This is a genomic window from Novosphingobium mangrovi (assembly GCF_022818885.1).
Taxonomy (GTDB): domain Bacteria; phylum Pseudomonadota; class Alphaproteobacteria; order Sphingomonadales; family Sphingomonadaceae; genus Novosphingobium; species Novosphingobium mangrovi.
This window is the reverse complement of sequence record NZ_JALHAT010000016.1, coordinates 1-26231: the sequence shown is the minus strand read 5'-3', so window position 1 is coordinate 26231 and position 26231 is coordinate 1. Positions and strand designations below refer to the sequence as shown.

The following is a 26231-nucleotide window of genomic DNA, read 5'->3' as shown; positions in this document are numbered from 1 at the left end:
GACCGGACCCTCGCTAGCGCGGCGCAGCCTCGCTTGGCTCAGGCGCGGCCATTCCCGATGGGACAAGGGCCTCGCTCGGCACCCGACGTTCGTCGAGCATTTTCGCAGCGGCATCCAGCGCGCGCGCTTCGCCCACGGTGACGCCGCCCGGCCCCGGCTCGCTGTCGGCCTGGCCGCAACCGGCCAGAACAAATGCAAGCGGCACGGCAAGCGCGCCTTGTCGCAGGAACATCCGCCTAGCCCTCGATGATCCGCGTGTGCGGATGGTGCTTGTCGAGGTGCTTGAGGATGATCTTCAAGTTCCGGCTGTTCGAGCGGTAGAGGAAATCGAAAAGGTCGCCGGCAAGCGGGATTGCGCCGAGCGCGGTGTCGACGCCCACATTGGCCATCATCCGCGCGATCTGCCACTTGGGCATGCCCAGCTTGCGCGCTTCCCAGACGATGTAGAGGCCCAGTGCCGCCGCGATCATGTCGCCCGCGACCGGAACCAGCCCGACAATGGCATCGAGCCCGACCTTGCGGTTGATGCCCGGCACCGTCACCGCACGTTCGAGCACGTATTCCAACGCCTCGACCCGGCGGCGGATCGCCATCGGATCATTGCCGAGCGGAAGCTCCATCTCCATGCGCCGGGGCGAGCCCTGTCCTGTAACCACCTGTCTGCCTTTCCTGCCGCAGCCAAGTCGCTGCCGTCCCTCTTACTTGGGCAGCCAGGACAAGGGCATCAAGGGGTGCCAGCCCCAGCTGTTGGTCGAGAACCCGTTGACCGTGCCGCGCACCAGCGACCAGCGGATCGGGGTTCCAAAGGGAATAAAGACGTTCGCGGCCGTCAGTTCCGCCTCGGCCTCGGAGATGAGGGCGGCGCGCTCCTCGGCCGAGGAGGCCAGTGCCGCCTCATCGACGCGGGCGTCGGCTTCGGGCGAGCACAGGCCCTGGCGCGCGGCGCAGGAGAGGCGGTTGAGGAACCACGTGGCGCGTGGGTAGCGCGCAACGTCATCGATGAGCACCAGATCGGCCTCCTTGGCCACCTCCTCGCGGGTCAGACGCACGCTGATCGCGGCAAGGTCTGCCGCGAGCCGGGCAAAGAGGATCTGTGTTCCATCGCCCTCGGGAAGCCAGAGGGACAACTCCGGCGCGTTGTCGAGCGGGGCCGGAGGTGAACCGGGAGCATCGGGGTCGCCCGCGTTGGACGGCGCCGCCTCGCCTTCGGCATCCTCCAGCGCGGTGCGCGCCATCCAGGCACGGACCCGCGAGGATGCCACGGCGCGGCGATCTTCGGGCGACTGCTCGCTCCAGCGCTCGCCGATGGTGCCCAGGTCTCCCTCCAGGCTGGGCGAGACGACCCGGGTCGTGGGCCGCCAGCCGCCCACGCCGAAGGGATCGATCAGCGCGGACCGGTCGATGGCCATGGCAATGGCTTCGCGGTTGGCCGGGTCGGCGAGGAAGCCCTCCTCGCGCATGACCTGGAGACCGAACAGACCGACCACCGGATCAAGCTGGATCGTTCCGCGCAGGATGCCGACGCTGCGCGTCAACAGGAAATCCTGGATCCGCCCGCCCAGGACCAGATCGACCTTGCCCGCGTTGAAGCGCGCGACAGCCTCGGTACCGGGCAGGACATGCATACCCACCATCCGGGTTCGCTCCTCCCAGGCCTCGACGGCAGGGAGGCCCAGCCGGGATGGCTCGATCGGAGCCAGCCGGACAACCGCCTGCTGCGCCGTACCGTCCTCGGGCGCATCGTCATCCTCGGCAGCTGCGTTCGCCTCAGGGACCGCGCGCGGCGCGGGGACGTCGCCTTCGACGTGCGCCTCCAGGTCCGTGACAAGCGCCATGGGCCCCGCCCCCTCGTCCTTATGGACCAGCCCCAGTTCGGGCAGCGCCAGGAGCTGGAGCAGGTAGGGCATGGGCCGCAGGAGGCGGATCTCGACCACGCGCCCCGCCATCACGCGGATCTCGTCGATCCCGGCAAGGTCGCGCTCCAGCGGCGTTCCGCGCAGGTTGCGCAGCGCGGCAAGCAGGGCCGTGCGCGCCGAGGCCCCCGTCAGCTCCTCGCCATCGAGCCATTCGCCATCGCGCAAACGGAAGATGTAGCTTTGCCCATCGTCGGTGACGATCCAGCGGTCGGCAAGCGCCGGAACGACGCGCCCTTCCGCGTCAAACGCCACCAGCCCTTCGACCGTTGCGGCGCGGACCAGCCGCGCTGAGGTCGTGTCCTCTTCGGCCAGCGGTCCATCCTCGGACGGCAGGTCGACAACGGCGATCTCGAGAGCGGACTTGTCCTGCTCCCCGCAGCCCGCAAGCAGCAAGGCGCAGGACGGCATAAGAGTACGAACGAGAAGGCGCAGAGCGGGCATGCCCATCGAGTAGTCGATTTTGGACCTTGCGCAAATGCTTAAGCGCGCAGTTCCTGGCCCCGCCGGTCCGCCCGGGATCAGATCTTGCGCAGGGTCATCCCGCTGGGCCCGGCTTCCTTGTGATTGCTGAGGTAGCGCGGCGCGACGTCTTCGCCGGGCTTGACCGGCGCGCGGGCGCGCTTGGGGTCAATCTCGGTGTGGAAGGCCACTCCGAAACGGCTGTCCTGTACCCAGGCCACCGAACCCTCGACCCAGCCAAGATTGCGGATGTTCACCTGGACGACCGATCCCCGCACGACTCGCACCGGGCCCTCGCCCATCATGCCGCCCGCCGAGAGGTTGCGCACCTTGATGCGATGCTCGCCATCGAGCCCGTCGACATGCAGATCAGCCATGAGAAACAGGCTGTCGCGCGGTATCTGGCGGTTTTCGCGTTCATCCATAGGTATCAAGTCCAGCCTCTGACACAGCCGTTGGCCCGGCACCCGGGTCGGCCTTGCCCGTGCGGCCCGACATGACAGGACAGAGGCGCGCGGGCAAGCAGATTGCTTTCCCTGCACTGGTAACCGAGAGTGGCAAACAAAGGCTTAAGGGACCGATAGCGGCGGCCCCCATAGCCCTCTCAAAGCCGATTTCGAGCCATGTTCAGGCCGTATCCGGCCGTGTACTCAGTCGTCGCGGGAAATTTTTTCCCGACGCTCGTGCGCTTCCTGCGCCTCGACGGTCATCGTCGCGATCGGACGCGCCTGAAGACGACCGATGCCGATGGGCTCGCCCGTCACCTCGCAGTAGCCGTATTCGCCTTCCTCGATACGACGCAGCGCCGCATCGATCTTGGCGATCAGCTTGCGCTGACGGTCGCGGGTGCGCAGTTCGATGCCCCAATCGGTCTCGCTCGAGGCGCGATCGTTGAGATCAGGCTCACGCAAAGGTCCGTCCTGAAGCTGGGCCAGCGTACCGGCCGAGGCATCGAGGATCGATTTCTTCCAGGCCATGAGCAGGTTACGAAAGTACTCCTGCTGCGGCTCGGACATGTAGGATTCGTCGTCGCTCGGTACGTAAGCGCCGCCAATGACCCGCCGTGCCTTGGCGAGTACGTCAATTTCATTTTCTAGGGCCGTTGCCATCCAGAGAAACTCCGCAGGTATCCGCCCCGAATCGCTTCAGCCCTGCTGCTCCGGATTTTTTCCGGTAGCGCGTTCGCAATCCGCGGTCGTAGCGGCCTATAGTTCCGCACTATTGTCGGCACAAGCGGTTATCACACGATGCCCACACATTTCCTGAACGGATTTCGTCAGCTGAACATGAACAGCGCCACCGCGACTTTGCGCAAACACGGTTAACGCAAACTTCACCAGCACAATCCAGTCTTCAGGCTATCGAAGGGGCCCAAGAATCGGAGCCCGCTACAAAGGGATTTTTCGAGATGGGTACTGCCTGGATCAACGCAAACGATTTCAGTGAATCTTCCCAGGTCGCGGCCGAGACCGGTGATCTTCTCATTGCCAATTGCCTCGCCGCGGCGTCGGTCGGCGATACCGAGGCCTATTTCGATCTCGGCGTCGCGTTCTCGACCGGCAGCCATGGCGTCCCCTGCGACTTGGTCGAGGCGCACAAGTGGTTCAACCTCGCCGCTGTCGGCGAACACGAGGATGCTGCGCAGTGCCGCGCCGACGTCGCTGAAGAGATGACCGCACGCGAGATCGCCGAAGCCCAGCGCCGCGCCCGCCAGTGGCTGCGCGCCACCCCGCACGCCGCGCTGCGCAAGGCGGCCTGAGGCCGCCGCCCCTTCGGGTCTACTCGGGCGCCTTGCGGAACGGCGTACGTTCGCCAAGGAACAGTTGGTCGCGCGCGATACCGGCGCGTTCCTGCTCCAGATAATCGGCAATGGCTGCGCGCAGGCCCTCGTGCACGATATAATGTGCCGAGACCGTGCGCACGGGTTCATAGCCACGCGCCAGCTTGTGCCCCCCTTGCGCACCCGCTTCGACCCGGTCGAGCCCCAGCTCCAGCGCTGCGTCGATGGCCTGATAGTAGCACAGCTCGAAATGCAGGAAGGGCTTGTCGATCGAGGCCCCCCAGTAGCGGCCGTAGAGTGTGTCTCCGCCGATGAAGTTGAGCGCGCCCGCCACGGGCTCCTCGTCTATGAAGGCCAGGACAAGCAGGATATCCTCGCCCATCCGCTCGCTCAGGAGGTCGAAGGCTTCGCGCGTCAGGTAGGGGCGCCCCCATTTGCGCGCGCCGGTGTCCTGGTAGAAGAACCAGAAGGCGTCCCAGTGATCGGGCGTGATCTCGGCCCCGCGCAGACGCCGGATCGTGACGCCGTCCTGCGCCTTGGCGCGTTCTTTGCGCAGGTTCTTGCGCTTGGCCGAGGACAAGGCGCCGAGAAAGTCATCAAAGGTCGTATAGCCCCGGTTTTCCCAGTGGAACTGGATATCCTCACGCAAGAGCCAGCCCGCGCGCTCGAACAGGGACACCTGCTCGGGCGCGATGAAGGTGGCGTGGGCGGAGGAAAAGCCGTTGTCGCGGCACAGCGTCTCCGCCGCGCGCAGAAGCCCCAGGCCCAGCTGCGGATCGCGGGTGAGAACGCGCGGCCCCGTCGCGGGCGTGAAGGGCACCGATATCTGCAACTTGGGATAATAGGCTCCGCCCGCGCGGTGCCAGGCATCGGCCCAGGCATGGTCGAAGACGTATTCGCCCTGGCTGTGTTCCTTGAGGTAGGCGGGCAAGGCGGCGGCCAGCCGCCCGTCATCGCCTTCGACGGTGATCGGGACCGGAATCCAGCCCGCATCCTCGCCCACCGACTGCGAATCCTCCATCGCGGAAAGGAAGGCATGGCGCACGAAGGGGTTGCCCCCCGGCACCAGCGCATCCCACTCTGCGGCCGGAAGCGATCCGACGCCGTCGTGCACCCTTGCGGTAAATTCGCCTTCGCTCACGCCTGCCCTTCGACTCCTGCCTTAGTCCTGCGCCGCGCTGACCTCGAAGATCGGCGCGTCGGCATATCGTGCCGCCCGGGCGGCCTCGTCCGCGCTGCGCACGGTCCAGCTCGCCACCGGAACGCCGCGCGCGCGCTGCGCGGCCACGAAGCGGCTCGGCAGATCGCGCACGTCACAAGCCAGAAAGTCGGGTTTCGCGCTCCACATTGCAAGTCGCCGCCTGGCGCGCGCGGCCAGCGTACGGTTCCCGTCTTCGCTCATCACGAGGCCGCGCACGGTGTGCGGGGAATGGCGATGGAACCAGCGCGCGACACGCGGATCGAAGCTCATGACCGCGTGCGCCCCGGTATAGCCCTCGAGCACACGGCGCACGGCAAGACAGCGCCCGGAGACCTGCCCCTCACGCCGTGACTTGATCTCGATGAGGATTGGCACGCGGCCCGCCACTTGCGCCAGCACCTGGCGCAGGGTCGGGATTGCCTCGTCCGTTTCCAGAAGACGCAGCTCGGCCAGTTGTGCGGCACTGCGCCGGTTGACCGCCCCTTGCGCGCCGGTCAGCCGTTCGAGCGTATCATCGTGGAAGACCACCGACTGCCCATCGCTCGACCTCTGCACGTCGAGCTCGATGCCATGGCCGCCCGCCATGGCCGCCGCGAAGGCCGCCATGGAGTTTTCCGGCACCGTGCCGGAATGCAGGCCCCGGTGGGCAAAGTCATGCTGGAAGATCCAGCCGACCCTGTCCCCACGCGGAGCCGGGCTCAGCCAGCGATCAAGCCGGCCGGACAGCAACGATGGCGTCCACTTCCACCGCCGCGCCAAGCGGCAGCACGGGCACACCCACGGCGCTGCGCGCGTGCTTGCCCGCTTCGCCAAGCGCGGCAACCATCAGTTCCGAGGCGCCGTTGGCGACCTTGGGCTGGTCGGTGAAATCGCCGGTCGAGTTGACGAAGGCGCCGAGTTTCACAATCCGTTCGATCCGATCGAGCGAGCCAAGCGCAGCCTTGAGCTGGGCCAGGATCATCACCGCGCAGGCCTGCGCCGCGACGATACCTTCCTCTAGCGAGACCTCCTCGCCCAGACGCCCGGTGACGAGCTGGCCGCCCACGAAGGGAAGCTGGCCCGAGACGTGCGCCAGGCCGCCCGCTTCCACCACCGGCACGTAGGCCGCAACAGGCGCGGCCGGTTCGGGCAGGATCAGGCCGAGTTCGGAAAGACGGGTTTCGATATCACTCATTATGGGACGTATCCTCTTCATCTTCGCCCTTGAGGCGAGCCAGTACCCAAGGCAACGCCTCACTCCAGCGATCGATCCGGGCATGGGCATGCCCGGCCTCGTGGGCGCAGGAAATGAACCGCGCCAGGCGCGGTTCAGCGCACAGGTGCAGGCGGTGAACGGCAGGGGCGGTGTCCCCTACCGAATCGTGGTGCTGCGCAAGGTCATCGACGAAGACCGCACGGCTCGGCCGGTATTCCTCGAGGATGGCTTTCAGCGCAGGGCCCTTGGGACCCTGATTGGTAAAGATCGGCAGGTCGAGCCCGAATTCGCGCAGCTGCGCCGCGCGGGCGTCCTGGCGGTGATCCATCAGGTTGGTGAGGACCACGACGTCGGCGTGCTCGCAGATCGCGCCGATCGCCTCCATCGCTCCGTCGACCGGGGTCTGTCGGTGCATCTCGTCATCGAAGAAGGCGTTGAGGAGCCCCCACATCTCCGCCTCGTCGAGCTTTTCGCCCGAGCCGATGCGCGTCATCGAATTGGTGAAGCCGGGCTTCTCGAAATCGAACAGGACGCCCTTGTCCTGCTCCAGCCACTCGCAGAAATGGCCGATCATGTAGAGCAGCACTTCGTCGCAGTCGGTAATCAGCAGCGGGCGGGTCATGGCCGTTTCCTCGATTGTGCCCCGGATTGTGAATTCGTCATCGCGCCATCCTTTCGCGGGCCTCGGCGATCACCTGGGGCTCAACCCCGAGCGCCTCGGCAGCCGCCACAAGGTCGGGCTCGTAGGCGCACAGGAATTCGAGCACCCCCGCCAGCGTTGCCGGATCGGCCAGCGAAGCGCGCAGATCGTCAGGCGTGAGGCCGGTCAGCGCCAGGAAGCGCTGCGCGCGGTCGCCGTCCGCCAGCACCCAACCCAGCGCGTTGAGGGAAAGGGCCTGCGGATCGGGCGCGTCGGCCTTTGCGGGGGATGGCGATCTGGGAAGAATTGTCAGTCTCGCTTGGCTGTCCTAGAGCGGTCGATGAACCTTAGATGGGGCTCGGGCACCGCATGGCAAAGCGCATCCTCGTTGTCGAGGACAACGATCTCAACCGGAAACTCTTTTGCGACGTCCTGGTCAGCCAGGGCTTTGCCGTGGAGCCGGTCGCCGATGGCCGCGATGCCTTGGAAAAGGCCCGCGATTTCGTGCCCAACCTGGTGATCATGGACATCCAGCTGCCCAACGTCTCGGGGCTCGATCTCATCGAGGCGGCGAAGCAGGACCCGGTGCTGCGCACCATTCCCGTGCTGGCCGTGACCGCCTATGCGGGCAAGGGCGACGAGGAGCGGATTCGCGAGGCGGGCGCGGAAGGCTACCTGGCGAAGCCGGTCTCGATCGGCCCGTTCATGCAGGCCGTGCGGGCGCTGATCTGAGTGCGGCCCATGGGCCACACCGCCCACGCTCCTGCCCTTGCGAGACGCGCGTTATGCCCCACCGCGCTTGACATGTTACACCCGTGCCGCTTTTGCGCCGCATTTCCGGACCACAGAGCGCCCCGGACCTTACGGAGTTATCAATGACCATGGACCGCCAAGACGTTTCGGCCCGCATCATCGCCCTGATCGAACCCTTCAACAAGAAGGAGGTCGCGATCACCGACGCCACGCGCTTCACCGACGACCTGGAATTCGACAGCCTGACCGTCATGGACTTCGTGGCCGCCATCGAGGACGAATTCGACATCATCATCTCGATGAACCAGCAGGCCGAGATCGAGAACTTCGGCCAGCTCGTCGACGCGGTGATGAAGCTGCAGGGCTGAAAGAAACCAGTATGACCGACATGATCAGCGAAAACCAAACGGCCGAGCACACCGACCTGTTCAGCAAGTTCGACCCGCTCATCAAGATGCGCACGGACCTGCTTTCCACGGGCGTGACCGATCCCTTCGGCCTCGTCATGGAGCGCGTGATCTCGCCCACGGTCGCGATGTGCAACGGGCGCGAGACCATCCTGCTCGGCACCTACAACTACATGGGCATGACCTTCGACCCCGACGTGATCGCGGCGGGCAAGCAGGCGCTCGACGATTTCGGCTCGGGCACGACCGGCAGCCGCGTGCTCAACGGCACCTACTCGCCGCACAAGGCGGTCGAGCAGGCGCTCTGCGACTTCTATGACATGAAGCACGCCATGGTCTTCTCGACCGGCTACCAGGCGAACCTGGGCATCATCTCGACGATCGCGGGCAAGGGGGACTACATCGTCCTCGACATCGACAGCCACGCCTCGATCTGGGACGGGTGCAAGATGGGCGACGCTGAAGTCGTCCCCTTCAAGCACAACGACATCGAGGCCATGGAAAAGCGCCTGCGCCGCATTCCCGAAGGCGCGGGCAAGCTCGTCGTCCTCGAAGGCGTCTACTCGATGCTGGGCGACATCGCTCCGCTCAAGGAAATGATCGCGGTCGCCAAGAAGTACGGCGCGATGGTCCTTGTCGATGAAGCGCACTCGATGGGCTTCATCGGCGAACACGGGCGCGGCGTTGCCGAGGCGCAGGGCTGCCTCGAAGACGTCGACTTCGTGATCGGCACCTTCTCCAAGTCGGTCGGCACGGTCGGTGGCTTCTGCGTCTCGAACCACCCCAAGTTCGAGGTCATGCGCCTCGTCTGCCGCCCTTATGTCTTCACCGCCAGCCTTCCGCCGAGCGTCGTCGCCACGGCCTGCACCTCGATCCGCAAGCTGATGGATGCGGGCGAAAAGCGCGCGCACCTCTGGGAAAATTCCAAGACGCTGCACAAGGGCCTGACCGACGCCGGCTTCCAGCTCGGCACCACCGAGCCGCAGAGCGCGATCATCTCGGTCATCATGCCTGACCTCGAACGTGGCGCGGCGATGTGGGAAGCGCTCCTGCACGAAGGCCTCTACGTCAACCTCGCGCGTCCGCCGGCAACCCCAGCCAACATGACGCTGCTGCGCTGCTCGCTTTGCGCCGAGCACTCGGCCGAGCAGGTCCAGCAGATCATCGGCATGTTCACCCGCGCAGGGGAGGCCGTGAACATCCTGGGCTGATCCTTTTCAGGAACAGCCCGGCACGAAAAAGGGCGGCTGGGGTCTCGAACCCGGGCCGCCCTTTTTTCATGCCCTTGAGAGGCGAAGTCGATCAGGCCTTGGCGTGAAGCGCCACCAGGTCGAGGAACTTCTCCATAAAGCCGCCAAGGAAATCGACCGAGCCCTCGCCCACGGTGCCCTCCTCGGTCAGAAGATCATCCTTCCACTGCAGGAAAACCTCAGGCTGGGTTAGCGTCGGCATGCCAAGGCACGCGATCACGTTGCGCAGGTGCTGCTGGGCCATGGCGGTGCCGATCGCGCTGGGCGACACGCCGAAGACGGCGGCCGGCTTCCCCAGCCAGCTGTTCTCTCCATAGGGGCGCGAGCCGTGGTCGATCGCGTTCTTGAGCACACCGGGCATCGAACGGTTGTACTCGGGCGTCGCGAAGATCACGCCGTCGGCCCGCGCGATCAAGGTCTTGAGCGCCTTGACCTCGGGGGCCTGCGCCTCGTCATCCTCTTCGGTGTAGAGCGGCAGGCCGGAGATGTCGGCGAAGGTGAAGGCGTGCTCCTTCGCCGCGTCCAGCCGGGTCAGCGCCTCGGCGACCTTGCGGTTGGTGGACCCGGCGCGGATGCTTCCCACGACGACGGCAATCTTGAACGGCATCGGTCAATTCCTCCTGCTGCGCGCAAGGCCTCGCTCCAACGCGCGGCCCGTCTGCGAAATTCACAGGAGAAGCGCGGGAAGTCCCGCAAGGTTCCTTGGACCGGGCGCCCGGATCAGGCCGGAGCGGCGACCTCGCTTGGCGCGCAGGTTTCCTGCGTCTCCTTCGCACTGCCGCCCACCAGCGAGAGCACCGCGAAGCCGCCCACCAGGAGAACGCCGAAGAGCGCCGTCACCTTGCCCAGGTGCTTGTCGATGATCGCCTTGATCGGTGCCCCGAACAGGCGGAAGAGCACGCCGACCGTCATGAAGATCACGCCGCGCCCGACCAGCGCGGAAATCACGAAGGTCAGGAAGTTCATCTCCATGAAGCCGGCCATGATCGTCAGCAGCTTGAACGGCAGCGGCGTCATCGCCCCCAGCAGCACGGCCAGTTCGCCGTGCGCCTGGAAGTAGCAGCGTACCTTGGGAAAACTCTCGGCGAGGCCCAGCGCGGCCAGCATCGGCTCCCCGACCAGGTCATAGAGGAAATAGCCGATGAGGTAGCCGAACACGCCCCCCAGCACCGAGGCCAGCGTGGTGATCGCGGCGAAGCGCACCGCCTTCTTCGGCTCGGCCAGGCACATGAGGCCGAGCAGCGGGTGCGGCGGGATCGGGAAGAAGCTCGATTCGACGAAGGAGACCCCCGCCAGCCAGCGTTCGGCGTGGCGGTGCGACGCCTTGGCCATGGTCCAATCGTAAAGGCGACGCAGCATCAGGAACCCCGGTTAATCACTCAGGTCCGTGTGCTTAATCGCCTCGCTGCAGCGCGGCAAGCGATAACCTATCTGGTTATTGGTCTTGACATTGCACGCCCATATTGGTACATAAGGAGAACAACGCCGGATCGGACAGCGAATCGCCCCTCCCGGCCTTCCCCTTCCATCGATGCCCACACGGAGAGCCCATGGCGGACACGACCTCGTCCGCAGGTGGCGCGCGCCCGGAACGGACGCGTGCCCCTGCCAAGAAGCCTGCGGCCCCGCGCAACTGGCGCAGGCGCTTCCTGGCCGAACTGGCGGCCACCTCGAACGTCAGCGCCTCGGCCAAGGCGGCAGGGGTTGCCTCCTCTACCGCCTACGAAGCGCGCCGCGACGATCCCGAATTCTATCGCCAGTGGCAGGAAGCCCTGTGCGAGGGCTACGACCACCTGGAGATGACCCTCCTGCAGCGCCTGCGCGAAGGGGAGATCAAGCCGCCAACGGGCGCGAAGCGCGGCACCCGCGTCTTCGACAACGCCACCGCCTTTCGCCTGCTGACGGCACACCGCGAATCCGCGGCCCGCCAGCGCGCCATCGTCGAGAACCGCAACAGCGAGGCCATTCTCGATTCCATCAACGCCAAGATCGAGAAGATGCGCGCCCGCAGCTTCGATGCCGCGCCGTCCCCCGCCGGAAACGATGGGGCCCGCGATGCACAGTGAACACCTGGGCATCCTTCTGGCCATGGCGCCCGAGCACCGCCACCAGGTCCTGCGCGCGCTGACCGAGGCCGAGCGCGAGGAACTGGAAACCCACTGGAAGCTCTGGGCGCGGCCCGAACAAATGGCCCCCGAGGGCGACTGGCGCACCTGGCTGATCATGGCCGGGCGCGGCTTTGGCAAGACCCGCGCCGGAGCCGAATGGGTGCGCAGCGTTGCCGAGCGCGATCCGAACGCGCGCATCGCGCTTGTCGGGGCGAGCCTGCCCGAAGTGCGCGCGGTCATGGTCGAGGGCGAGAGCGGCCTCCTTGCCATCTGCCCGGCGCGCCGCCGCCCCGTCTTCGAACCCTCGCTGCGCCGTCTCGTCTGGCCCAATGGCGCGCAGGCCCTCCTGTTCTCCGCCGCCGAGCCCGAATCCCTGCGCGGTCCCCAGCACAGCCACGCCTGGTGCGACGAAATCGCCAAGTGGGACAACGCCTCCGAGCGCGCAATGCGCGCCTACGACAACCTCGTCTTGGGCCTGCGCCTGGGCGAAAGCCCCCAGCTTGCCGCCACCACCACACCCCGCGCGGTCCCCCTCGTCACCCGGCTGCTGGCCGAACCGGACGAAACGCTCGCCATCACCCGTGGCCGCACCGAAGACAACGCCGCCAACCTGCCCCCCGCCTTCCTCTCCCACGTGCGCCGCGCCTATGGGCAGAGCCAGCTGGGTCGCCAGGAGCTCGATGGCGAACTTCTCGCCGACATCGAGGGCGCGCTGTGGAGCCGCGCGCTTCTCGAAGCCTGCCGCGAAGCCGCGCCGACCGACCTTGTACGCGTTGTCGTCGGGATCGACCCCCCTGCCTCGGCGGGCGGCGATGCCTGCGGGATCGTGGTCGCCGGTCTCGATTCGACGGGCCGCGCCCATGTCCTCGCCGACGCGTCGGTGCGCCAAGCCAGCCCCGAACGCTGGGCCCGTGCGGCGGCCACCGCCGCCTCGGCCTGGCAGGCCGAGCGTGTCATTGCCGAAGCCAACCAGGGCGGCGCGATGGTCGCCAGCGTCCTGCGCGCCGCCGACCTTGCCATCCCCTTGCGGCTCGTCCACGCCAGCCGGGGCAAGGTCGCCCGCGCCGAACCTGTCGCCGCGCTCTACGAGGCGGGACGGGTGCGCCACGCAGGCACCTTCCCCGATCTCGAGGACGAGATGTGCGGCCTCCTCGCCGGAGGCACCTACCAGGGTCCCGGCCGCTCACCCGACCGCGCCGACGCGCTCGTCTGGGCGCTCACCGAACTGCTTCTGGGCAAGAGCGCGCAGCCGCGCGTGCGCCTCGCCTGATAGGGCGAAAGCCCTCTGCATCACGGCTTCTGCCCCTCCTCCTCCCACCCCTTTGCTTGTCCCGCTTGCGGGAGAAAGGCCGGTCATGTCCTTCCTCGATACGCTTGCCGCCGCCTTCAAGGGCGAAACCGCGCGCGTGCCGCTGGCGCGTGGCGCCGCCTCGCCCTGGTACTTCGCCGAGGGAGCCTCGGGCCGCGCGCCCTATGAATACACCGGCTCCGTCCAGCGCGCCTACCTCGAGAACCCGGTCGCCCAGCGCGCGGTGCGCCTCGTGGCCGAGGGCATCGCGGGCGCGCCGCTCAAACCCGCCGATCCCGCGCTCGCCCAGCTGGTGAACGCGACCAGCGCGGGCCAGTCGCTCCTCGAAACGCTCGCCGCACAGCTGCTCCTTCACGGCAATGCCTATGTCCAGATACTGAAGGACGCGCGCGGCCATCCGGTCGAGCTCTTCGCTCTGCGCCCCGAGCGCATCACCGTCCTTGCCGGCGGCGACGGCTGGCCGACGGCCTACACCTACGAGGTCGCGGGCAAGCGCATCACGATCCCCGCTCTGGATGAGGACGCCTCGCCCAACCTCGTCCACATCCGCCACTTTCACCCGGGCGACGACCATTACGGCGCGGGCTGCCTGTGCGCCGCCGACCAGGCCGTCGCCACCCACAACGCGGCCTCGGAATGGAACCGCCAGCTGCTCGAGAACGCGGCCCGTCCCTCCGGCGCGCTCGTCTACGACACGGGCGAGGGCACGCCGCTCAGCCCCGACCAGTTCGAACGCCTCAAGAGCGAGCTGTCGAGCGCCTTCTCGGGTGCGGGCAATGCCGGGCGCCCGATGCTGCTCGAAGGCGGGCTCACCTGGCAGGCCATGGCGATGAGCCCCGCGGACATGGACTTCGCGACGTTGAAAGCCGCCGCTGCGCGCGACGTCGCGCTCGCCTTCGGGGTCCCCCCCATGCTGCTGGGCCTGCCCGGCGATGCGACCTACGCCAACTACCGCGAGGCCAACCGCGCGCTCTGGCGCCTGACCCTCCTGCCGCTGGCCGCCAAGCTGCTGTCCGGCCTGACCGAAGCGCTCAGCCCCTGGTTTCCCGAGGCCGATCTCGCCATCGACCTCGACCGGGTGCCCGCGCTGGCCGAGGACCGCGAGCGGCTCTGGGCGCAGGTCTCGGACGCCGATTTCCTCGATGCGGACGAGAAGCGCGCCCTGCTGGGCCTCGCTCCCCGCACCACTTCGCCCACCCCCAAGACCGGCCAGCCGGAGAACAAATCATGAACCAGAAGGACATGCTGGTCGGCCTGATCGCGCAGGCCGCTGCCGAAGGCTCGGACCTGGTGACACTACGCGCCATTGTCGAGGAAGCGAGCGAAGTGGGCGCACAGCGCATGCTGGTCCTTGTCGGCCTCGATGACGACACCGCGCCCGAGGACCTCTGCGAGCTGCGCGAACTTCTGCGGGCCTGGCGCGACGCCAAGACCAGCGCCCGCAACGCCGCGGTCGGCTGGGCGGTGCGCGGGTTCCTCGCCCTGCTCTTGCTGGGACTTGCGGTCCGGCTCGGCGCAACGGAGATGCTGCGGTGATCGCGCCTGCCCCACTTGCCCACGCATCTGCGCCCGGGACCACCCTGCGCTTTGCAGGCTACGCCGCGCTCTTCGACACTCCCGATGCTGGCCGCGACACGATCCGGCCCGGCGCCTTTGCCCGCACCCTGGCCGCACGCGAAGATCCCCTGCCGCTCCTGTGGCAGCACCGCGCAGACCTGCGCATCGGCTGGATCGAGGCCATTTCCGAAGATGCCCGGGGCCTGCGCGTGATTGCCGCGCTCGACCGGCCCGAAGCCGCCCCCGGCCTTGCCCTGAAGCGCGGGACCGTGACCGGCCTCTCCTTCGGCTACCGCGCCCGCACCAGCCGCACCGGGCCTGCGGGACGCGAGCTGCTCGCCGTCGATCTCTTCGAGGTGAGCCTGGTCACCCACCCCATGCAGCACGGCGCGCGCGTCCACCTCGTCTCCTGAGGTCCACGACCACCGCTCCGCTTCCTTCCCCGTTTCCCTGCCGCCCGTCGCGGGCGGCTCCACTCCCCGCGAAAGGTGATACCCCATGGAAAATTCCGTCCCGGCCGAATCGCTCGATTCGTCCTTTGACCTCGTCACCCGCATGGATGCGACCGAACAGAGCGTCGAGGCCCTGCGCGGCGATGTCGACGAGGTGAAGGCGCGCCTGGAACGCGTCAGCCGTGCCGCGGCCCGCCCGGTCATCGCCGGCTCCGCCGAAGGCGCGCCGAGCCTGGAGCTGAAGGGCTTCGTCGATGGCTACCTGCGCGCCGGGCGCGAGACCGAGTGGAAGTCGATCTCGGGCGCGGTGCCCGCCGACGGCGGCTACGCCGTCCCGCGCGAGATCGATGCGCTCATTGCCGCACGCCTCAAGTCGGTCAGCCCGATCCGTTCGATCGCACAGGTCGTCCAGACCGGCTCGGCGGGCTACCGCAAGCTGATCTCGACCGGCGGCACCGCGTCGGGCTGGGTCAGCGAGACCGCCGCGCGCCCCGAAACCGACACGCCCAGCTTCGCCGAGATCGCCCCGCCCACGGGTGAACTCTACGCCAACCCGGCGGCCAGCCAGGCCATGCTCGACGATGCCGGCTTCGACCTGCCCACCTGGCTCGCCGACGAAATCGCGACCGAGTTCGCCCGCGCCGAAGGGGCCGCCTTCATCTCGGGGTCGGGCACCAACCAGCCGATGGGCTTCATCACCGGCACGACCAGCACGGCGGGCGATGCCACGCGCCAGTTCGGCACGCTCCAGCATGTCGTCTCGGGCAATGCCAGCACGCTTGGCGCGAACCCGGAGCTCAAGCTGATCGACCTCGTCCACGCGCTCAAGGCCGGACATCGCCAGGGCGCGAGCTGGGTGATGAATGCGCAGACCCTGGCCCTGGTGCGCAAGCTCAAGACCAGCGACGGTGCCTTCCTGTGGCAGCCCGGCCTGGTCGATGGCCAGCCCGACCGCCTGCTCGGCTACCCGGTGGTCGAGGCCTCGGACATGCCCGACGTGGCCGCGAACACCACCCCGATCGCCTTCGGCAACTTCCGTGCCGGCTATCTCATCGCGGAACGCAGCGCGACCGCGATCCTGCGCGATCCCTTTACCAACAAGCCCTTCGTCCACTTCTACGCAACCAAGCGCGTGGGCGGCCAGGTGCTCGATTCGGACGCGATCAAGCTGCTCAAGATCGCAGCCTGATCCACCTCGGCGCGAGATGCGCACAGAAGGACGGCTTCTCCCCTCGTCCGGAAGCCATCCTTACGCGCCTGGCGGGTTTTCCCCTCCCCGCTCGCCCTCGCGCCCGGCCCGCGCCGCCTGCCTTCCCCTCGGACGGCGCGGGCCCTTCTTTTCCGTGTTCTCTCCTGCCCACGACAACGATCGGAGATGCCGATGAACCGGGTCATCCTTACGCCGGCCACGCTGCCGTCATCGGCGCTTGCCGAGCTCAAGCAGTGGCTCGGCATCACGACCGGGTACGATGACGATGCGCTGGCCAGCCTGCTCGCCACCGCGCTCGAAACCTGCGAGGCCTTTACCGGCCTCCTTCCCCTTGAATGCACCTGCGAGGAGATCCTCCCCGCCGCGCGCGACTGGAGTTCCCTTTCCACCCATCCCGTCCAGGCCATCACCGCGCTCGAACTCGTGGGCGCGGACGGCACCCGCACACCTGTCCCGGCCAGCGATTACGCGCTGGACCTGAAGGCGGACGGGACCGGCCGCGTGCATCTGCTCTCTCTTGCCACCGGCCGCCTTGCCGTGCGCTTCACCGCAGGTCTTGCAGCCGACTGGGACACCCTGCCCGAGACCTTGCGCCACGGCATCGTGCGCCTCGCCGCCCACCAGCACCGCGAGCGCGAAGGCAGCGGCGCCTCGCCCCTGCCCCCAGCCTCGGTCGCGGCGCTGTGGCGGCCCTGGCGCCGGATGCGCCTCGCATGAGCGCAAGGCGCCTTGAGGGCGACAGCGCGGACAGCTTCGAGCCGCTCGCCCGCAGCCTCACGCAAAAGGCCCGGCGCCTTGCCGAAGCGACCTTGGCCGCCCGCCGCCTCGCCGCCCGCGACACCGATGCCCCCTGGCGCCGCGCGGACCTCGTCTGGCCGCTTTTCCGGAAAGGATGACCGATGGAAGAACTGCTCCTGCGCGCCGCGCTCCTTGCCTGGCTTCAGGGTGACCCGGCCCTGTCGGGCACCCTCAACGCCATCTGCGAGGAAGCCCCCTCGCGCACCAGCCTGCCCTGGCTGGCGATAGCCACCAGTGCCAGCACCGACTGGAGCAGCAAGACCCACCGTGGTCGCGAGGTACGCGTGGCGCTGGAACTGCAGGCCCGGGGCGACCTCCCCGCCAGCCTGGCCGCGCTCGTCACCAGCATCGAGACGCGCATCGAAAGCCTGCCCGCCGCCCACGAAGGCATCGAGATCATCACCTCCCGCTTTCTGCGCGCCCGCTCCGAGCAGCGTCCCGGCAACCGGCGCGCGATCCTTCTCGAATACGCCTTCCGACTCCTCGCCAGCTGATCCCATCCCCACAGGAGACCCGACATGACCGCCCAGAAAGGCAGTGCGTTCCTGCTCAAGATTTCCGACGGCGCCAACCCGCCGACCTACCAGACTGTCGCGGGCCTGCGCACCACGCAGATGTCGGTGACCGGCGAGACCGTCGTCACCACCCACAAGGGCAGCGGGGGCTGGCGCGAGTTGCTCTCGGGCGCGGGGACCCGCACCGTCTCGGTCAGCGCAGCGGGCATTTTCCTGGGCAGTGCGGCTGAAACGCGTATCCGCGTCAACGCCATGGAAGGCACGCTTGACGACTATGAACTGAGCTTCGAGGACGGCGAGAAGCTGCGTGGCCGTTTCCTCGTCCAGCGCCTGGATTATGCGGGCGATTTCAACGGGGAGCGCAACTACACGCTCCAGCTGGAAAGCTCGGGCGCGATCGCCGCCGCATGAGTGCGCCAGCCAACCCCTTGCGCGGCGAAGCCACGCTGGAGATCGCAGGTCACGCGCATACCTTACGCCCCTCGTTCACCGCGCTGGTCGCCGCCGAAGAGGAACTGGGCTCGCTCTATGCCCTGGTCGAACGGGCAGGCGAGGGCCAGCTGCGCCTCGGCGAAGTGGCGACGCTGTTCTGGCACTGCCTCCAGCCAGCCACAGCCGTCCCGCGCGAGGCCGTGGGCGAGGCCGTCGCCCGGCTGGGTCTGGCTCGCTGCGCCGTCCCCTTGCGCACCCTGCTTAGCCAGATTCTCAAGGGTACGGTGTGAGCGAGCCCCCGGTGCGGTTCGGGGCCGGCGCGACCCGCCTGTGCGCCATTGCCGCCCACCTCCTTGGCTGGCGACCGCACGAGTTCTGGAACGCCACGCCCGAGGAACTGGCGACAATCCTCCAACCCGCGAGCGAGGCCCCTTCGCAAGGGCTCGACCGCGCCACCCTCAACGCCATGATGGAGCGAGACAATGAGCGATGACATCGACGAACTCCTGATCGAGGTCCGCGCAAGCACCCAGGGCTTTGCCCGCGACATCGCGGCCATGCGCGGCGAGATCGACACCGGTCTTGGCGAGGGGTTTTCCCGTGCAGGCGATCGCTTCGAGCGCAGTCTGACCGGCGCGATCCGGCGCGGCAGTCTGGGCTTCGAGGACCTTAAGAATGCCGCCTTCTCCGCTTTCGATGCCATTGCCGCGCAAGGCTTGACCACGCTGGTCGGCGCGGTCAGTGGCGGCAGCGGCGCGGGCGGCGGCCTTGCCGGTCTGGTCCCGGGATTGCTCGGGCTGCCTGGCCGGGCGACCGGCGGCAACGTGGCGCCTGGCCAGGGCTACCTCGTGGGCGAACGGGGGCCAGAAGTCTTCGTGCCCACCTCGGCGGGCCGCATCGAGACGGGCGACAGTCGCCAGCCTCCGCGCGACGTACGCGTGGCCATCTCGCTTGGCGGCGAGCGCGGTGCGAGTGCCCCCCGCGCCTTGCAGCGCTCCTCGCGCCAGATCGCAAGCTCGGTGCGCCGCGCCCTCACCGCCTCCTGACCTTTCGCTTACCCACCCCATCACCGACGAGGAACCCGCCCATGGCCTTCTGGCTTGCCGACAGCCGCAAGGGACAGGACAGCGACTGGATCCAGCGCTTCGATCCGCGCTTCTGGAGCGTCAACTATCCCCGCCCCATGGTCGCGACCATCGTCTCGACCGGCCCCGATGCCCTGCGCGTCGACGCCAGCTTCCTGCGCGAGACCGACCTTGGCGGCCTGATCTGGGCAAGCGAGGACACGCTCGACCACCCGCTCCTCGCCTACCGCACCGACCGCGACTATTCCCACACCCACCTCAGCTTCCGCTGGCGTTCGGGCGGCGTACTCGCCCTTGATGCGGTCAATGGCCCGACGCTCACCATCGAGGGGCGCGACGCGCAAGGGGCCGCGCGCACCTGGTACGTGCGTCTCTGGAACTATGCGCAGGGGAGCCCGGAGGACGCGGTGATCACGCTGTCCTTCTCGCAGCTTGAAGGGGGCTTCTCTCTCCCGACGGACGCCGATCCGGTGTGGCCGGGTGATATCGACCGGATGTTCATCTCCTTCGCCCCACAGGGCTACGTGGCCAGCAGCGAGACCCCGCTCTCCGCCGAGGCGGAAGGCTGGATCGAAATGAGCGCGATCACCTGCGATGGCGAACGCGCCATGCTCGAGATCGGCGACGTCTTCCTGCCCCCGCACGGCCTAGCCATCGCGACCGGCTATGATGACGACGGCGTCCAGACCCCGGCCCGGCTCGTGCGCACCATCCGCCAGCTCGGCTATCGCGGCACGGTCCTGCACTACGTGGGCATGAGCCATTTCTTCCGCCTGGCCCAGGCCTCGGGCGACTTTCTGGTCTCCACGTCGGGCGATCCGCTCAACACCCCCACCCGCACCTGGCACTCGGCCTTCTTCGCCGCCTGCGCCGCGCAAGGGTTTCGCCCCATTGCATCCCTGTCCTACGAGCTCTTCGCCCAGCACTGCCCGGATGACTGGATGCAGCGCGACCATCTGGGCAATCCGGCGCTCACCGGCTGGGAGCCGCCCTCCTCCCTTCTCTCTCCGGCCCACGCCCAGGCGATGGCCTGGCTCCAGTCGGTCGGTGGTGCCTTCGCCCAGCTGATGGCGGACGCGGGGTGCGAGGTGCGCTTCCAGGTCGGCGAGCCCTGGTGGTGGACGACTGCACAGGGCCGAATCTGTCTCTACGATGCCGCCTCTGCTGCGGCTCTTGGCGGTGATCCCGTGGCCATCCCGGACATGCGCGCGCCCCTCACTCCCGCGCAGACTGACCTGCTCGATGCCGCCGGAGCCCTGCTCGCGCAGTCCACTGCGGCGCTGGTGAACGCGGTCCGCGCCGCCGTCGCGCCCGATCCTGTCGAAGCGCTGGCGCTCGTCTTCACCCCCACGATCCTCGCGCCTGCCATGCCCGAGCTTTACCGGGCCAACCTGCCACTCGGCTGGGCCGCCCCCGCCTTCGACCGCCTCCAGGTCGAGGACTATGACTGGCTCACCGAGGGGCGTGATGCTGCGCGCCGCCGCGCCTACGAGACGGTAAATACGCGTCTGGGCTACCCCCCGGCAGAGCAGGACTACCTCGCGGGCTTCGTCCTTGATCCCACCGATGCCGACCTGTGGCGGCGCATCGATGATGGCATCGATGAGGCCCTGTCCCGCAGTCCCCATGAGATCATTGTCTGGGCGCTGCCCCAGATCATGCGCGATGGCTACGTGCGCCTTCCCGCGCCCCCTTCCCCCCCGACCGGAGACGAGGCGATGCAGGCCTTCGACGATATTCTCTATCCTCTCGCGCTTGGCCGCGATGCCACCGTGGTCCCCGAATTCTCGACCAGCGTTTCGGTGACCGCCTCGGGCTTCGAGCGCCGCAACAGCCTGTGGGCCAATGCCCGCCTGCGCTTCGATGTGGGGCCGGGCGTGCGCTCGGAGGCCGAACTGGGCACGCTCATCGCCTTCTTCCGTGCTCGCCGGGGCCCTGCGCGTGGCTTTCGCCTGCGCGATCCGAGCGACTTCAGCTCGGCTGGCATGGTCGGCACTCCGACCGAGATCGACCAGGAACTGGGAGAGGGAGATGGCCTTCGCGCCGACTTCGCGCTTCTCAAGTGCTATGGCGAAGGCGAGGCCCTTCAGGTGCGCCGGATCACCCGGCCCGATGCGGCAAGCGTGCTCGTCTCGCTCGATGGCGTGGTCCAGGAGGGCAACTGGACCCTTTTGCCCGGCGGCGTGATCACCTTCGACGAAGCGCCCCCAGCCGGAAGCGTTGTACGCGCCGGCTTCCTCTTCGATGTGCCCGTGCGCTTTGCCGAAGACCAGCTCGAGATTTCCGGCGCCTCGTTCGCCGCGGGCGAGGCCCCCAGCGTGCCCATCGTCGAGATCCGGGAGGCCCCATGATGCGCACCTGGTTCTCCGAGGAGCTTGAAACCGTCGCCCTGTTCTGGCGCATCCTGCGCCGCGACGGCGTAACGCTGGGTTTCACCACCCACGATGCGGACCTGTGGTTCGATGGGGTCCTGCACCGCGCCTCGCCCGGAATGCTGCCCTCCTCGATCCGCCGTTCGGCCGGGTTCGAGCCGGACAGCGCAGACGTACGCGGCGCCATCACCCATGGCTCGATCACCCAGGAGGACCTCGAGCAGGGCCGCTTCGATGGCGCGGGGGTGCGTATCGGCCTCGTCGATTGGGAAACCTGCGAGCGCCACCTGCTCTACACCGGGAGCCTTGGCACCATCCTGGAAAGCGACGGCGGCTTCGAGGCCCAGCTTTCCTCGCGCAAGAGCGAACTCGCGCGCGACACCCTTCCCCGCACCAGCCCTTCGTGCCGCGCGGTCTTTGCAGGACCTGGCTGCAACCTCAATGCGCGCCGCTTCGAAACCGAAACACACATCCTCGAGGCCAACGAGGAGGAAAACAGCGTCTCGCCCGCGGGCCTCGCCGATCCTGCCCCGTTCGCGGGCGGCACCCTGCGCTGGCTCGACGGCGCACGCACAGGCCAGATCGTCACCATTCTCGGCGTGACCGCCGAGGGCGCGCTGGTGCTCGACCAGCCTATGGAACCGGCTCCCCTGCCAGGCACACCCGTGCGCCTGCGCGAGGGCTGCGACCATACGCTGGGCACCTGCTCCTCGCGCTTTGCCAACGCCATCAATTTCAGGGGCGAGCCGCACCTCCCCGGCAACGACCTGCTCCAGCGTTATCCCTCCGCCCTGTGACCCGCGCGACGGCCCCCGCCCCCTCTTCGGAGGCTCTGGTCGAAGCTGCACGCGCGCTTGTAGGTACGCCCTTCCGGCTGTGCGGACGTGATCCGGCGACCGGGCTGGACTGCGCAGGGCTTGTCGGCATCGCCCTGGCGAGGCTGGGTCGCCCCCTTGCGCTACCGGTGCGCTACACGCTGCGCTCCGTGCAGCCCCCCGATGCCGGAAGCATTCTCGCTACCGCCGGACTGCACGCCGCTCTCGGCACGCCGGCGCCCGGTGACATCGCGATGGTCCGCACCGGAGCGTGCCAATACCACTTCGTCATCCACAGCGCGCCCGAGAGCAACATGGTGATCCATGCCCATGCGGGCCTGCGCCGCATCGTCGAGGGTCCGCTGCCCGCGTCGTGGCGACAGCTGGGTGCCTGGCGTCTTCCCTCTCCCTCCTCCTGATCCACTCCTGCGGGATGCTTTCCTCATGGCCACACTTGTCTTCAGCGCGGCGGGCACGGCCCTTGCCGGTCCCATAGGCGGAGCCATCGGTTCGCTTGTCGGGCGCCAGATCGACGGCGCCCTGTTTGCCTCGTCCCGCCAGGGGCCGCGCCTGCGCGAACTCGATGCGACGCGCTCGACCTATGGCGAGGTCCTTCCCCGCCACTACGGCGCGATGCGCGTCGCGGGCAGCCTGATCTGGGCCACCGAACTCACCGAGCACAGCGAGACGATGGGCACCGGCAAGGGTTCGCCTGCCCTTTCCACCTACACCTATAGTGCAAGCTTCGCCGTCGCGCTCGCCAGCCGTCCGATCGAGGGCATTGGGCGTATCTGGGCCGACGGCAAACTGCTGCGCGGCGCGCAAGGGGACCTCAAGGCGGGCGGTACCTTGCGCGTTCACACAGGACGCGGCGACCAGCCCCTCGACCCTCTCCTTGCCAGCGCCGAGGGTGCACAAAGCTGCCCTGCCTATCGTGGCCTTGCCTACGTCGTTTTCGAGGACCTGCAGCTCGCCGACTTCTACAACCGCATTCCCGCCCTGACCTTCGAAGTCTTCGCCGGCGATACAGTCCACCTGCAGGACATCCTCGACGACGCGCTCGAGGCCTGCGAGACCAGTGCACAGCTGCCCGAACTGACAGGCTTCAGCTGTTCAGGTCCGGTGGTGGACAGCCTTCAGGCGCTCGACGGGGTCTTCCCTCTCGACACCGACGCCTCGGGCGAAAATTTGCTCGTGCGGCACGAGAGCCATGGGGGCGCCGTTAAGACACTTGGCGCCGCCGCCGTTCCCGAAGATCCGGAGGGGTTCGGCGCGCGGAGCGGCTTTGCCCGGAGCCGCGGCGAACCCGCGCCAAGCCCGCTCGCCCTGCTGCGCTACTACGACCTGGACCGTGACTACCTGCCCGGAGTGCAGCGCGTGGCCGGCCGTCCCGCCCCGGGCGCACCGGTCGGCATCGACCTGCCCGCGAGCCTCGATGCGGCCAATGCCGCACGCCTCATCCACCGTGCCCACCGGCGTGCGGAGCGCGCACGCGATACCATCGCCTGGCGTACGACCGAGCTGGATCCCGCCATTGCGCCGGGCGTCGAGGTGCGTCTTCCGGGACTTTCGGGCACCTGGCGTGTGCGGGCCTGGGAATGGTGTGAGGCGGGCGTCGAACTGGAACTGGAACGCCGCCTGCCCACAGCCACGCTGGACACCGCGCCTCTTACCGGGAGCTCGGGTCGCTATGCACCGCCCGTGGACTTGCCCCCTGGCGAAACGCACTTGGTGGCGTTCGAACTACCCCTGGACGCTGCCAGCGCGCACAGCGACGCACCGCGCCCCCACGCCGCGGCCTCCTCGTCGAGCGCGGGCTGGCCGGGCGCCGCGCTCTATGCCGATCCCGGGACCGGAATGCTGGAACCGCTCGGATCGACGGGACGGACGCGAGCGCTGCTGGGAGTCACCACCAATGCGTTGCCCTCTGCCAATTCGCTCCTGCTCGACCGGTCGTCCTCGCTCAACGTCACCCTTCTTGATCCCGCGATGGTTCTGAGTGGCGCGAACACGGCCGAACTTGCCCAGGGGGCCAATCTCGCGCTCGTCGGCGAAGAACTTGTCCAGTTCACCGAGGCGAGCCCGATCGCCCCGGGCGCATGGCGGCTCTCCGGCTTCCTGCGTGGCCTGGCTGGCAGCGAGGGTGGCCTGGCGGGCCATGCCCCGGGCGAGGCCTTTGTCCTCCTCGACACCGCCATCCGGCCCCTCGATGCAGCTCTGCTCGGCAGCGCGGCGGATCGCGAGGTCGTCGCGCTGGGCCGCGGTGATGCCGCACCGGTACGCACCAATGTCCATCTCGATGGCATCACCCGGCGTCCGCTCGCCCCGGTCCATCCGCGCCGCACGCGTCTTCCCGATGGCACCGTCCGCTTTACCTGGACCCGCCGCGCGCGCGGCGCCTGGCGCTGGGCCGACACGCTCGACGTTCCACTGGTGGAGGAGACCGAGACCTACCTGCTGACGCTGGGTGATCCTGAACAGCCACTGGCCTCCTGGCAGGTTCTGGAGCCCTGGATCGAGATTTCACCGGCAACGACAGCGACACTCGGCGAAGCTGCCAACACGGCTCAGCTGCGCGTGCGCCAGGCAGGCACCCACGCCCTCTCCCCGGCCCTCGTTCTGGGCACGCTCGAGCCGGCCTGACGCATACCCCAACCCACGATCGGAACCGATCCAAGGAGCCCAAACATGACAGACTCGGTTACCTTTGATGCCACCAGCCCTCGCTACACCCTGCCCCTGCTTTTTCAGGGGCAGGCGCAGAAGGAATTTTTCATCAACGAGGCCCTTTTTCGTCTCGATGCCCTCTTGCACATCGCAATCGAGGGAGAAGCGGCTACGCCCCCTGCCTCTGCCAATGATGGGCAGGCCTGGCTGGTCGGCGCGGGCGCCACGGGCGAATGGGCAGGCCACGAGGAAGCTCTGGCCTGCAGGCAGGGCGGACAGTGGCTCTTCGTGCCACCTCAGGAAGGCCTGCGTGTCTACGACATAGCCGCTGCACAGGAACGATTTTTCCAGGCCGGCTGGAAAAAAACGCAGAGTGTTCAGGAACCAAACGGAGGGGCCGTGGTTGACATCGAAGCAAGGGCCGCGGTCACGCAATTGGTCACGGCCTTGCAGGTCCTGGGTATGTTGCCCGGGGCGTGATGGGCGACCAAGGACGAGGGCAAAGGGGCAATGCAAAATTACCGCTGCGGTGGCGATGCACGGCCTACGGCCCTCTCCAGCGCGACATTCTTGCAACAGTGGTCCGCAATGTGCGCTTGCGCGCAGATTGTTGAAGGGTTAGAGACTCTTCGCACTCGGTGGCTCCAAATCTCTATTAGTAGGGGAAACGTATGAGGAAACTCGTCATTGGACTGGCGCTGGCTTCGACAGCTATCGCCACTCCCGCGCTCGCGCGCGATGGCGCATGGTATGTCGAGCTCGACTTCGGCGCCATGATCGTCGAAGATGCTGACGTCGACATCAATGGTGTCGATAACGCTGGCCAGCTCGACTTCAACACCGGCTTCGATGGCGGTGGCGTTGTTGGTTACGACTTCGGGGCGTTCCGTCTTGAAACCGAAGCCAGCTACCGCGAAGCCAGCGTCGACAACTATGTCGACTACGCCGGTCCGGCTTACAACCTTGGCGACGCGAATGCGCTGTCGTTCATGGTCAACGGCCTTCTCGACTTCGGTCCCGACGACGGCCTTCAGGGCTTTGTCGGCGGTGGTGCCGGTGTCGCACGCGTCAGCTACGACATCGTCGATGATAGCGACACGGGCTTTGCATGGCAGGTTCTCGCGGGCGTTCGCGCACCGCTTTCGAACCACGTCGACGTCGGCCTGAAGTATCGCTTCTTCAACGCAGACGGCATTGACCTGGTGAGCGTGGCTGGCGACAGCGCGGAAACCCGCTGGCGTTCGCACTCGCTGATGGGCACCATCAGCTACAACTTCGGCGAGGAAGCGGCTCCGCCGCCGCCGCCGCCG

The 26231-nt window shown here is 67.7% G+C and carries 35 protein-coding genes; 23 read left to right on the top strand and 12 right to left on the bottom strand.

The genetic code is table 11. From position 1 onward, the window contains the following. Nucleotides 1–13: 13 nt before the first annotated feature. The 5 genes from MTR65_RS10590 to dksA form a co-directional block, all read right to left on the bottom strand. Entirely contained in the window at nt 14–205 is a 192-nt protein-coding gene (locus tag MTR65_RS10590; protein WP_243799933.1) for a hypothetical protein, read from the bottom strand. Between the two features lie 31 nt (nt 206–236). Then, the gene (locus tag MTR65_RS10585; RefSeq protein ID WP_039389060.1) at nt 237–626 is read right to left on the bottom strand and encodes a DUF4112 domain-containing protein; all 390 of its coding nucleotides are present in this window, start codon (nt 624–626) and stop codon (nt 237–239) included. 72 nt (nt 627–698) lie between these two features. Next, complete coding sequence (locus tag MTR65_RS10580; RefSeq protein ID WP_243799931.1) at nt 699–2363, bottom strand: ABC transporter substrate-binding protein; 1665 nt, start codon at nt 2361–2363, stop codon at nt 699–701. 71 nt (nt 2364–2434) lie between these two features. Further along, nucleotides 2435–2800 (bottom strand): PilZ domain-containing protein, encoded by a 366-nt coding sequence (locus tag MTR65_RS10575; RefSeq protein WP_243799928.1) that lies wholly within the window; start codon nt 2798–2800, stop codon nt 2435–2437. 225 nt (nt 2801–3025) lie between these two features. Next, on the bottom strand, nt 3026–3484 hold the full coding sequence (dksA, locus tag MTR65_RS10570) for an RNA polymerase-binding protein DksA (RefSeq protein ID WP_039389064.1): 459 nt from the start codon (nt 3482–3484) through the stop codon (nt 3026–3028). A 299-nt stretch (nt 3485–3783) separates the two neighbouring features. Between dksA and MTR65_RS10565 the strand changes: the two genes are divergently transcribed. Continuing rightward, a complete protein-coding gene (locus MTR65_RS10565; protein WP_243799926.1) occupies nt 3784–4134 on the top strand; it encodes an SEL1-like repeat protein in 351 nt (116 codons plus the stop codon). A gap of 19 nt (nt 4135–4153) precedes the next feature. On the opposite strand, the gene MTR65_RS10560 is transcribed toward MTR65_RS10565, so the two are convergent. From MTR65_RS10560 to MTR65_RS10540, 5 genes are read right to left on the bottom strand one after another with little or no spacing between them, the layout of a single operon-like run. Further along, the gene (locus MTR65_RS10560; protein WP_243799924.1) at nt 4154–5296 is read right to left on the bottom strand and encodes a GNAT family N-acetyltransferase; all 1143 of its coding nucleotides are present in this window, start codon (nt 5294–5296) and stop codon (nt 4154–4156) included. A 21-nt stretch (nt 5297–5317) separates the two neighbouring features. After that, the gene (locus MTR65_RS10555; RefSeq protein ID WP_243799922.1) at nt 5318–6085 is read right to left on the bottom strand and encodes a glycerophosphodiester phosphodiesterase family protein; all 768 of its coding nucleotides are present in this window, start codon (nt 6083–6085) and stop codon (nt 5318–5320) included. Continuing rightward, nucleotides 6066–6530, bottom strand: a complete 465-nt coding sequence (locus MTR65_RS10550; protein ID WP_243799919.1) for a RidA family protein — start codon at nt 6528–6530, stop codon at nt 6066–6068. The genes MTR65_RS10555 and MTR65_RS10550 overlap by 20 nt, the downstream gene beginning before the upstream one ends. After that, nucleotides 6523–7173, bottom strand: coding sequence for an HAD family hydrolase (locus tag MTR65_RS10545; RefSeq protein WP_243799917.1), 651 nt, complete (start codon nt 7171–7173; stop codon nt 6523–6525). The genes MTR65_RS10550 and MTR65_RS10545 overlap by 8 nt, the downstream gene beginning before the upstream one ends. A gap of 37 nt (nt 7174–7210) precedes the next feature. Further along, nucleotides 7211–7498, bottom strand: a complete 288-nt coding sequence (locus MTR65_RS10540) for a DUF3572 domain-containing protein (protein WP_243800110.1) — start codon at nt 7496–7498, stop codon at nt 7211–7213. A gap of 62 nt (nt 7499–7560) precedes the next feature. On the opposite strand from MTR65_RS10540, the gene MTR65_RS10535 reads away from it, so the two are divergent. The 3 genes from MTR65_RS10535 to spt all read left to right on the top strand — a co-directional run bounded on the left by MTR65_RS10535 (nt 7561) and on the right by spt (nt 9562). Beyond that, entirely contained in the window at nt 7561–7923 is a 363-nt protein-coding gene (locus tag MTR65_RS10535; RefSeq protein ID WP_243799915.1) for a response regulator, read from the top strand. A gap of 149 nt (nt 7924–8072) precedes the next feature. Then, a complete protein-coding gene (locus MTR65_RS10530) occupies nt 8073–8312 on the top strand; it encodes an acyl carrier protein (protein ID WP_039391734.1) in 240 nt (79 codons plus the stop codon). A gap of 11 nt (nt 8313–8323) precedes the next feature. Beyond that, on the top strand, nt 8324–9562 hold the full coding sequence (spt, locus tag MTR65_RS10525) for a serine palmitoyltransferase (protein ID WP_243799913.1): 1239 nt from the start codon (nt 8324–8326) through the stop codon (nt 9560–9562). A gap of 91 nt (nt 9563–9653) precedes the next feature. On the opposite strand, the gene MTR65_RS10520 is transcribed toward spt, so the two are convergent. After that, nucleotides 9654–10208, bottom strand: a complete 555-nt coding sequence (locus MTR65_RS10520; RefSeq protein WP_243799910.1) for an NADPH-dependent FMN reductase — start codon at nt 10206–10208, stop codon at nt 9654–9656. A 113-nt stretch (nt 10209–10321) separates the two neighbouring features. Further along, complete coding sequence (locus MTR65_RS10515; protein WP_243799908.1) at nt 10322–10960, bottom strand: YqaA family protein; 639 nt, start codon at nt 10958–10960, stop codon at nt 10322–10324. A 191-nt stretch (nt 10961–11151) separates the two neighbouring features. Here MTR65_RS10515 and MTR65_RS10510 point away from each other — a divergent pair, with 191 nt between their 5' ends. From MTR65_RS10510 to MTR65_RS10420, 19 genes are all read left to right on the top strand, one after another. Beyond that, entirely contained in the window at nt 11152–11667 is a 516-nt protein-coding gene (locus tag MTR65_RS10510) for a hypothetical protein (protein ID WP_243799906.1), read from the top strand. Then, nucleotides 11657–12979 (top strand): DNA-packaging protein, encoded by a 1323-nt coding sequence (locus MTR65_RS10505; RefSeq protein ID WP_243799903.1) that lies wholly within the window; start codon nt 11657–11659, stop codon nt 12977–12979. Before MTR65_RS10510 ends, MTR65_RS10505 begins: the two co-directional genes overlap by 11 nt. 85 nt (nt 12980–13064) lie before the next feature. Further along, complete coding sequence (locus MTR65_RS10500) at nt 13065–14249, top strand: phage portal protein (protein WP_243799901.1); 1185 nt, start codon at nt 13065–13067, stop codon at nt 14247–14249. Beyond that, nucleotides 14246–14554 (top strand): DUF6127 family protein, encoded by a 309-nt coding sequence (locus MTR65_RS10495; protein ID WP_226632356.1) that lies wholly within the window; start codon nt 14246–14248, stop codon nt 14552–14554. The genes MTR65_RS10500 and MTR65_RS10495 overlap by 4 nt, the downstream gene beginning before the upstream one ends. Next, entirely contained in the window at nt 14551–14988 is a 438-nt protein-coding gene (locus MTR65_RS10490) for an HK97 family phage prohead protease (RefSeq protein WP_243799898.1), read from the top strand. Before MTR65_RS10495 ends, MTR65_RS10490 begins: the two co-directional genes overlap by 4 nt. 85 nt (nt 14989–15073) lie before the next feature. After that, nucleotides 15074–16216 carry a phage major capsid protein gene (locus tag MTR65_RS10485; protein ID WP_243799896.1) on the top strand — a complete coding sequence of 381 codons (1143 nt, stop codon included), beginning with the start codon at nt 15074–15076 and terminating at the stop codon, nt 16214–16216. 192 nt (nt 16217–16408) lie between these two features. Next, on the top strand, nt 16409–16954 hold the full coding sequence (locus MTR65_RS10480) for a head-tail connector protein (protein ID WP_243799893.1): 546 nt from the start codon (nt 16409–16411) through the stop codon (nt 16952–16954). Continuing rightward, entirely contained in the window at nt 16951–17133 is a 183-nt protein-coding gene (locus MTR65_RS10475; RefSeq protein WP_243799891.1) for a hypothetical protein, read from the top strand. Before MTR65_RS10480 ends, MTR65_RS10475 begins: the two co-directional genes overlap by 4 nt. Before the next feature lie 3 nt (nt 17134–17136). Beyond that, nucleotides 17137–17529, top strand: a complete 393-nt coding sequence (locus MTR65_RS10470) for a DUF3168 domain-containing protein (protein WP_243799889.1) — start codon at nt 17137–17139, stop codon at nt 17527–17529. A gap of 24 nt (nt 17530–17553) precedes the next feature. After that, nucleotides 17554–17961, top strand: coding sequence for a phage major tail protein, TP901-1 family (locus MTR65_RS10465; protein ID WP_243799887.1), 408 nt, complete (start codon nt 17554–17556; stop codon nt 17959–17961). Further along, nucleotides 17958–18272, top strand: a complete 315-nt coding sequence (locus MTR65_RS10460) for a gene transfer agent family protein (RefSeq protein WP_243799885.1) — start codon at nt 17958–17960, stop codon at nt 18270–18272. The genes MTR65_RS10465 and MTR65_RS10460 overlap by 4 nt, the downstream gene beginning before the upstream one ends. Beyond that, on the top strand, nt 18269–18475 hold the full coding sequence (locus tag MTR65_RS10455; RefSeq protein ID WP_243799882.1) for a phage tail assembly chaperone: 207 nt from the start codon (nt 18269–18271) through the stop codon (nt 18473–18475). Before MTR65_RS10460 ends, MTR65_RS10455 begins: the two co-directional genes overlap by 4 nt. After that, nucleotides 18465–19028, top strand: a complete 564-nt coding sequence (locus MTR65_RS10450; RefSeq protein WP_243799880.1) for a tail tape measure protein — start codon at nt 18465–18467, stop codon at nt 19026–19028. The genes MTR65_RS10455 and MTR65_RS10450 overlap by 11 nt, the downstream gene beginning before the upstream one ends. A 41-nt stretch (nt 19029–19069) precedes the next feature. Further along, nucleotides 19070–21418, top strand: a complete 2349-nt coding sequence (locus MTR65_RS10445) for a DUF2460 domain-containing protein (RefSeq protein ID WP_243799878.1) — start codon at nt 19070–19072, stop codon at nt 21416–21418. Next, nucleotides 21415–22236 (top strand): DUF2163 domain-containing protein, encoded by an 822-nt coding sequence (locus MTR65_RS10440; protein ID WP_243799876.1) that lies wholly within the window; start codon nt 21415–21417, stop codon nt 22234–22236. Before MTR65_RS10445 ends, MTR65_RS10440 begins: the two co-directional genes overlap by 4 nt. After that, nucleotides 22233–22673, top strand: coding sequence for an NlpC/P60 family protein (locus tag MTR65_RS10435; protein WP_243799873.1), 441 nt, complete (start codon nt 22233–22235; stop codon nt 22671–22673). The genes MTR65_RS10440 and MTR65_RS10435 overlap by 4 nt, the downstream gene beginning before the upstream one ends. Before the next feature lie 25 nt (nt 22674–22698). Beyond that, entirely contained in the window at nt 22699–24897 is a 2199-nt protein-coding gene (locus MTR65_RS10430) for a GTA baseplate fiber-binding domain-containing protein (protein WP_243799871.1), read from the top strand. Nucleotides 24898–24942: 45 nt separating this feature from the next. Then, nucleotides 24943–25401, top strand: coding sequence for a DUF2793 domain-containing protein (locus MTR65_RS10425; protein WP_243799868.1), 459 nt, complete (start codon nt 24943–24945; stop codon nt 25399–25401). A gap of 191 nt (nt 25402–25592) precedes the next feature. Then, a partial coding sequence (locus MTR65_RS10420) for an outer membrane protein (RefSeq protein ID WP_243799866.1) occupies nt 25593–26231 on the top strand: 639 nt, incomplete at its 3' end.

Bases quoted from the DNA above. Each gene is read 5' to 3' on its own strand.
- MTR65_RS10585 (WP_039389060.1), bottom strand. From the start codon at position 626: ATGGAGATGGAGCTTCCGCTCGGCAATGATCCGATGGCGATCCGCCGC.
- MTR65_RS10580 (WP_243799931.1), bottom strand. From the start codon at position 2,363: ATGGGCATGCCCGCTCTGCGCCTTCTCGTTCGTACTCTTATGCCGTCC.
- MTR65_RS10575 (WP_243799928.1), bottom strand. From the start codon at position 2,800: ATGGATGAACGCGAAAACCGCCAGATACCGCGCGACAGCCTGTTTCTC.
- dksA (WP_039389064.1), bottom strand. From the start codon at position 3,484: ATGGCAACGGCCCTAGAAAATGAAATTGACGTACTCGCCAAGGCACGG.
- MTR65_RS10565 (WP_243799926.1), top strand. From the start codon at position 3,784: ATGGGTACTGCCTGGATCAACGCAAACGATTTCAGTGAATCTTCCCAG.
- MTR65_RS10550 (WP_243799919.1), bottom strand. From the start codon at position 6,530: ATGAGTGATATCGAAACCCGTCTTTCCGAACTCGGCCTGATCCTGCCC.
- MTR65_RS10545 (WP_243799917.1), bottom strand. From the start codon at position 7,173: ATGACCCGCCCGCTGCTGATTACCGACTGCGACGAAGTGCTGCTCTAC.
- MTR65_RS10535 (WP_243799915.1), top strand. From the start codon at position 7,561: ATGGCAAAGCGCATCCTCGTTGTCGAGGACAACGATCTCAACCGGAAA.
- MTR65_RS10530 (WP_039391734.1), top strand. From the start codon at position 8,073: ATGGACCGCCAAGACGTTTCGGCCCGCATCATCGCCCTGATCGAACCC.
- spt (WP_243799913.1), top strand. From the start codon at position 8,324: ATGACCGACATGATCAGCGAAAACCAAACGGCCGAGCACACCGACCTG.
- MTR65_RS10520 (WP_243799910.1), bottom strand. From the start codon at position 10,208: ATGCCGTTCAAGATTGCCGTCGTCGTGGGAAGCATCCGCGCCGGGTCC.
- MTR65_RS10515 (WP_243799908.1), bottom strand. From the start codon at position 10,960: ATGCTGCGTCGCCTTTACGATTGGACCATGGCCAAGGCGTCGCACCGC.
- MTR65_RS10510 (WP_243799906.1), top strand. From the start codon at position 11,152: ATGGCGGACACGACCTCGTCCGCAGGTGGCGCGCGCCCGGAACGGACG.
- MTR65_RS10505 (WP_243799903.1), top strand. From the start codon at position 11,657: ATGCACAGTGAACACCTGGGCATCCTTCTGGCCATGGCGCCCGAGCAC.
- MTR65_RS10500 (WP_243799901.1), top strand. From the start codon at position 13,065: ATGTCCTTCCTCGATACGCTTGCCGCCGCCTTCAAGGGCGAAACCGCG.
- MTR65_RS10495 (WP_226632356.1), top strand. From the start codon at position 14,246: ATGAACCAGAAGGACATGCTGGTCGGCCTGATCGCGCAGGCCGCTGCC.
- MTR65_RS10485 (WP_243799896.1), top strand. From the start codon at position 15,074: ATGGAAAATTCCGTCCCGGCCGAATCGCTCGATTCGTCCTTTGACCTC.
- MTR65_RS10480 (WP_243799893.1), top strand. From the start codon at position 16,409: ATGAACCGGGTCATCCTTACGCCGGCCACGCTGCCGTCATCGGCGCTT.
- MTR65_RS10475 (WP_243799891.1), top strand. From the start codon at position 16,951: ATGAGCGCAAGGCGCCTTGAGGGCGACAGCGCGGACAGCTTCGAGCCG.
- MTR65_RS10470 (WP_243799889.1), top strand. From the start codon at position 17,137: ATGGAAGAACTGCTCCTGCGCGCCGCGCTCCTTGCCTGGCTTCAGGGT.
- MTR65_RS10465 (WP_243799887.1), top strand. From the start codon at position 17,554: ATGACCGCCCAGAAAGGCAGTGCGTTCCTGCTCAAGATTTCCGACGGC.
- MTR65_RS10460 (WP_243799885.1), top strand. From the start codon at position 17,958: ATGAGTGCGCCAGCCAACCCCTTGCGCGGCGAAGCCACGCTGGAGATC.
- MTR65_RS10450 (WP_243799880.1), top strand. From the start codon at position 18,465: ATGAGCGATGACATCGACGAACTCCTGATCGAGGTCCGCGCAAGCACC.
- MTR65_RS10445 (WP_243799878.1), top strand. From the start codon at position 19,070: ATGGCCTTCTGGCTTGCCGACAGCCGCAAGGGACAGGACAGCGACTGG.
- MTR65_RS10440 (WP_243799876.1), top strand. From the start codon at position 21,415: ATGATGCGCACCTGGTTCTCCGAGGAGCTTGAAACCGTCGCCCTGTTC.
- MTR65_RS10430 (WP_243799871.1), top strand. From the start codon at position 22,699: ATGGCCACACTTGTCTTCAGCGCGGCGGGCACGGCCCTTGCCGGTCCC.
- MTR65_RS10425 (WP_243799868.1), top strand. From the start codon at position 24,943: ATGACAGACTCGGTTACCTTTGATGCCACCAGCCCTCGCTACACCCTG.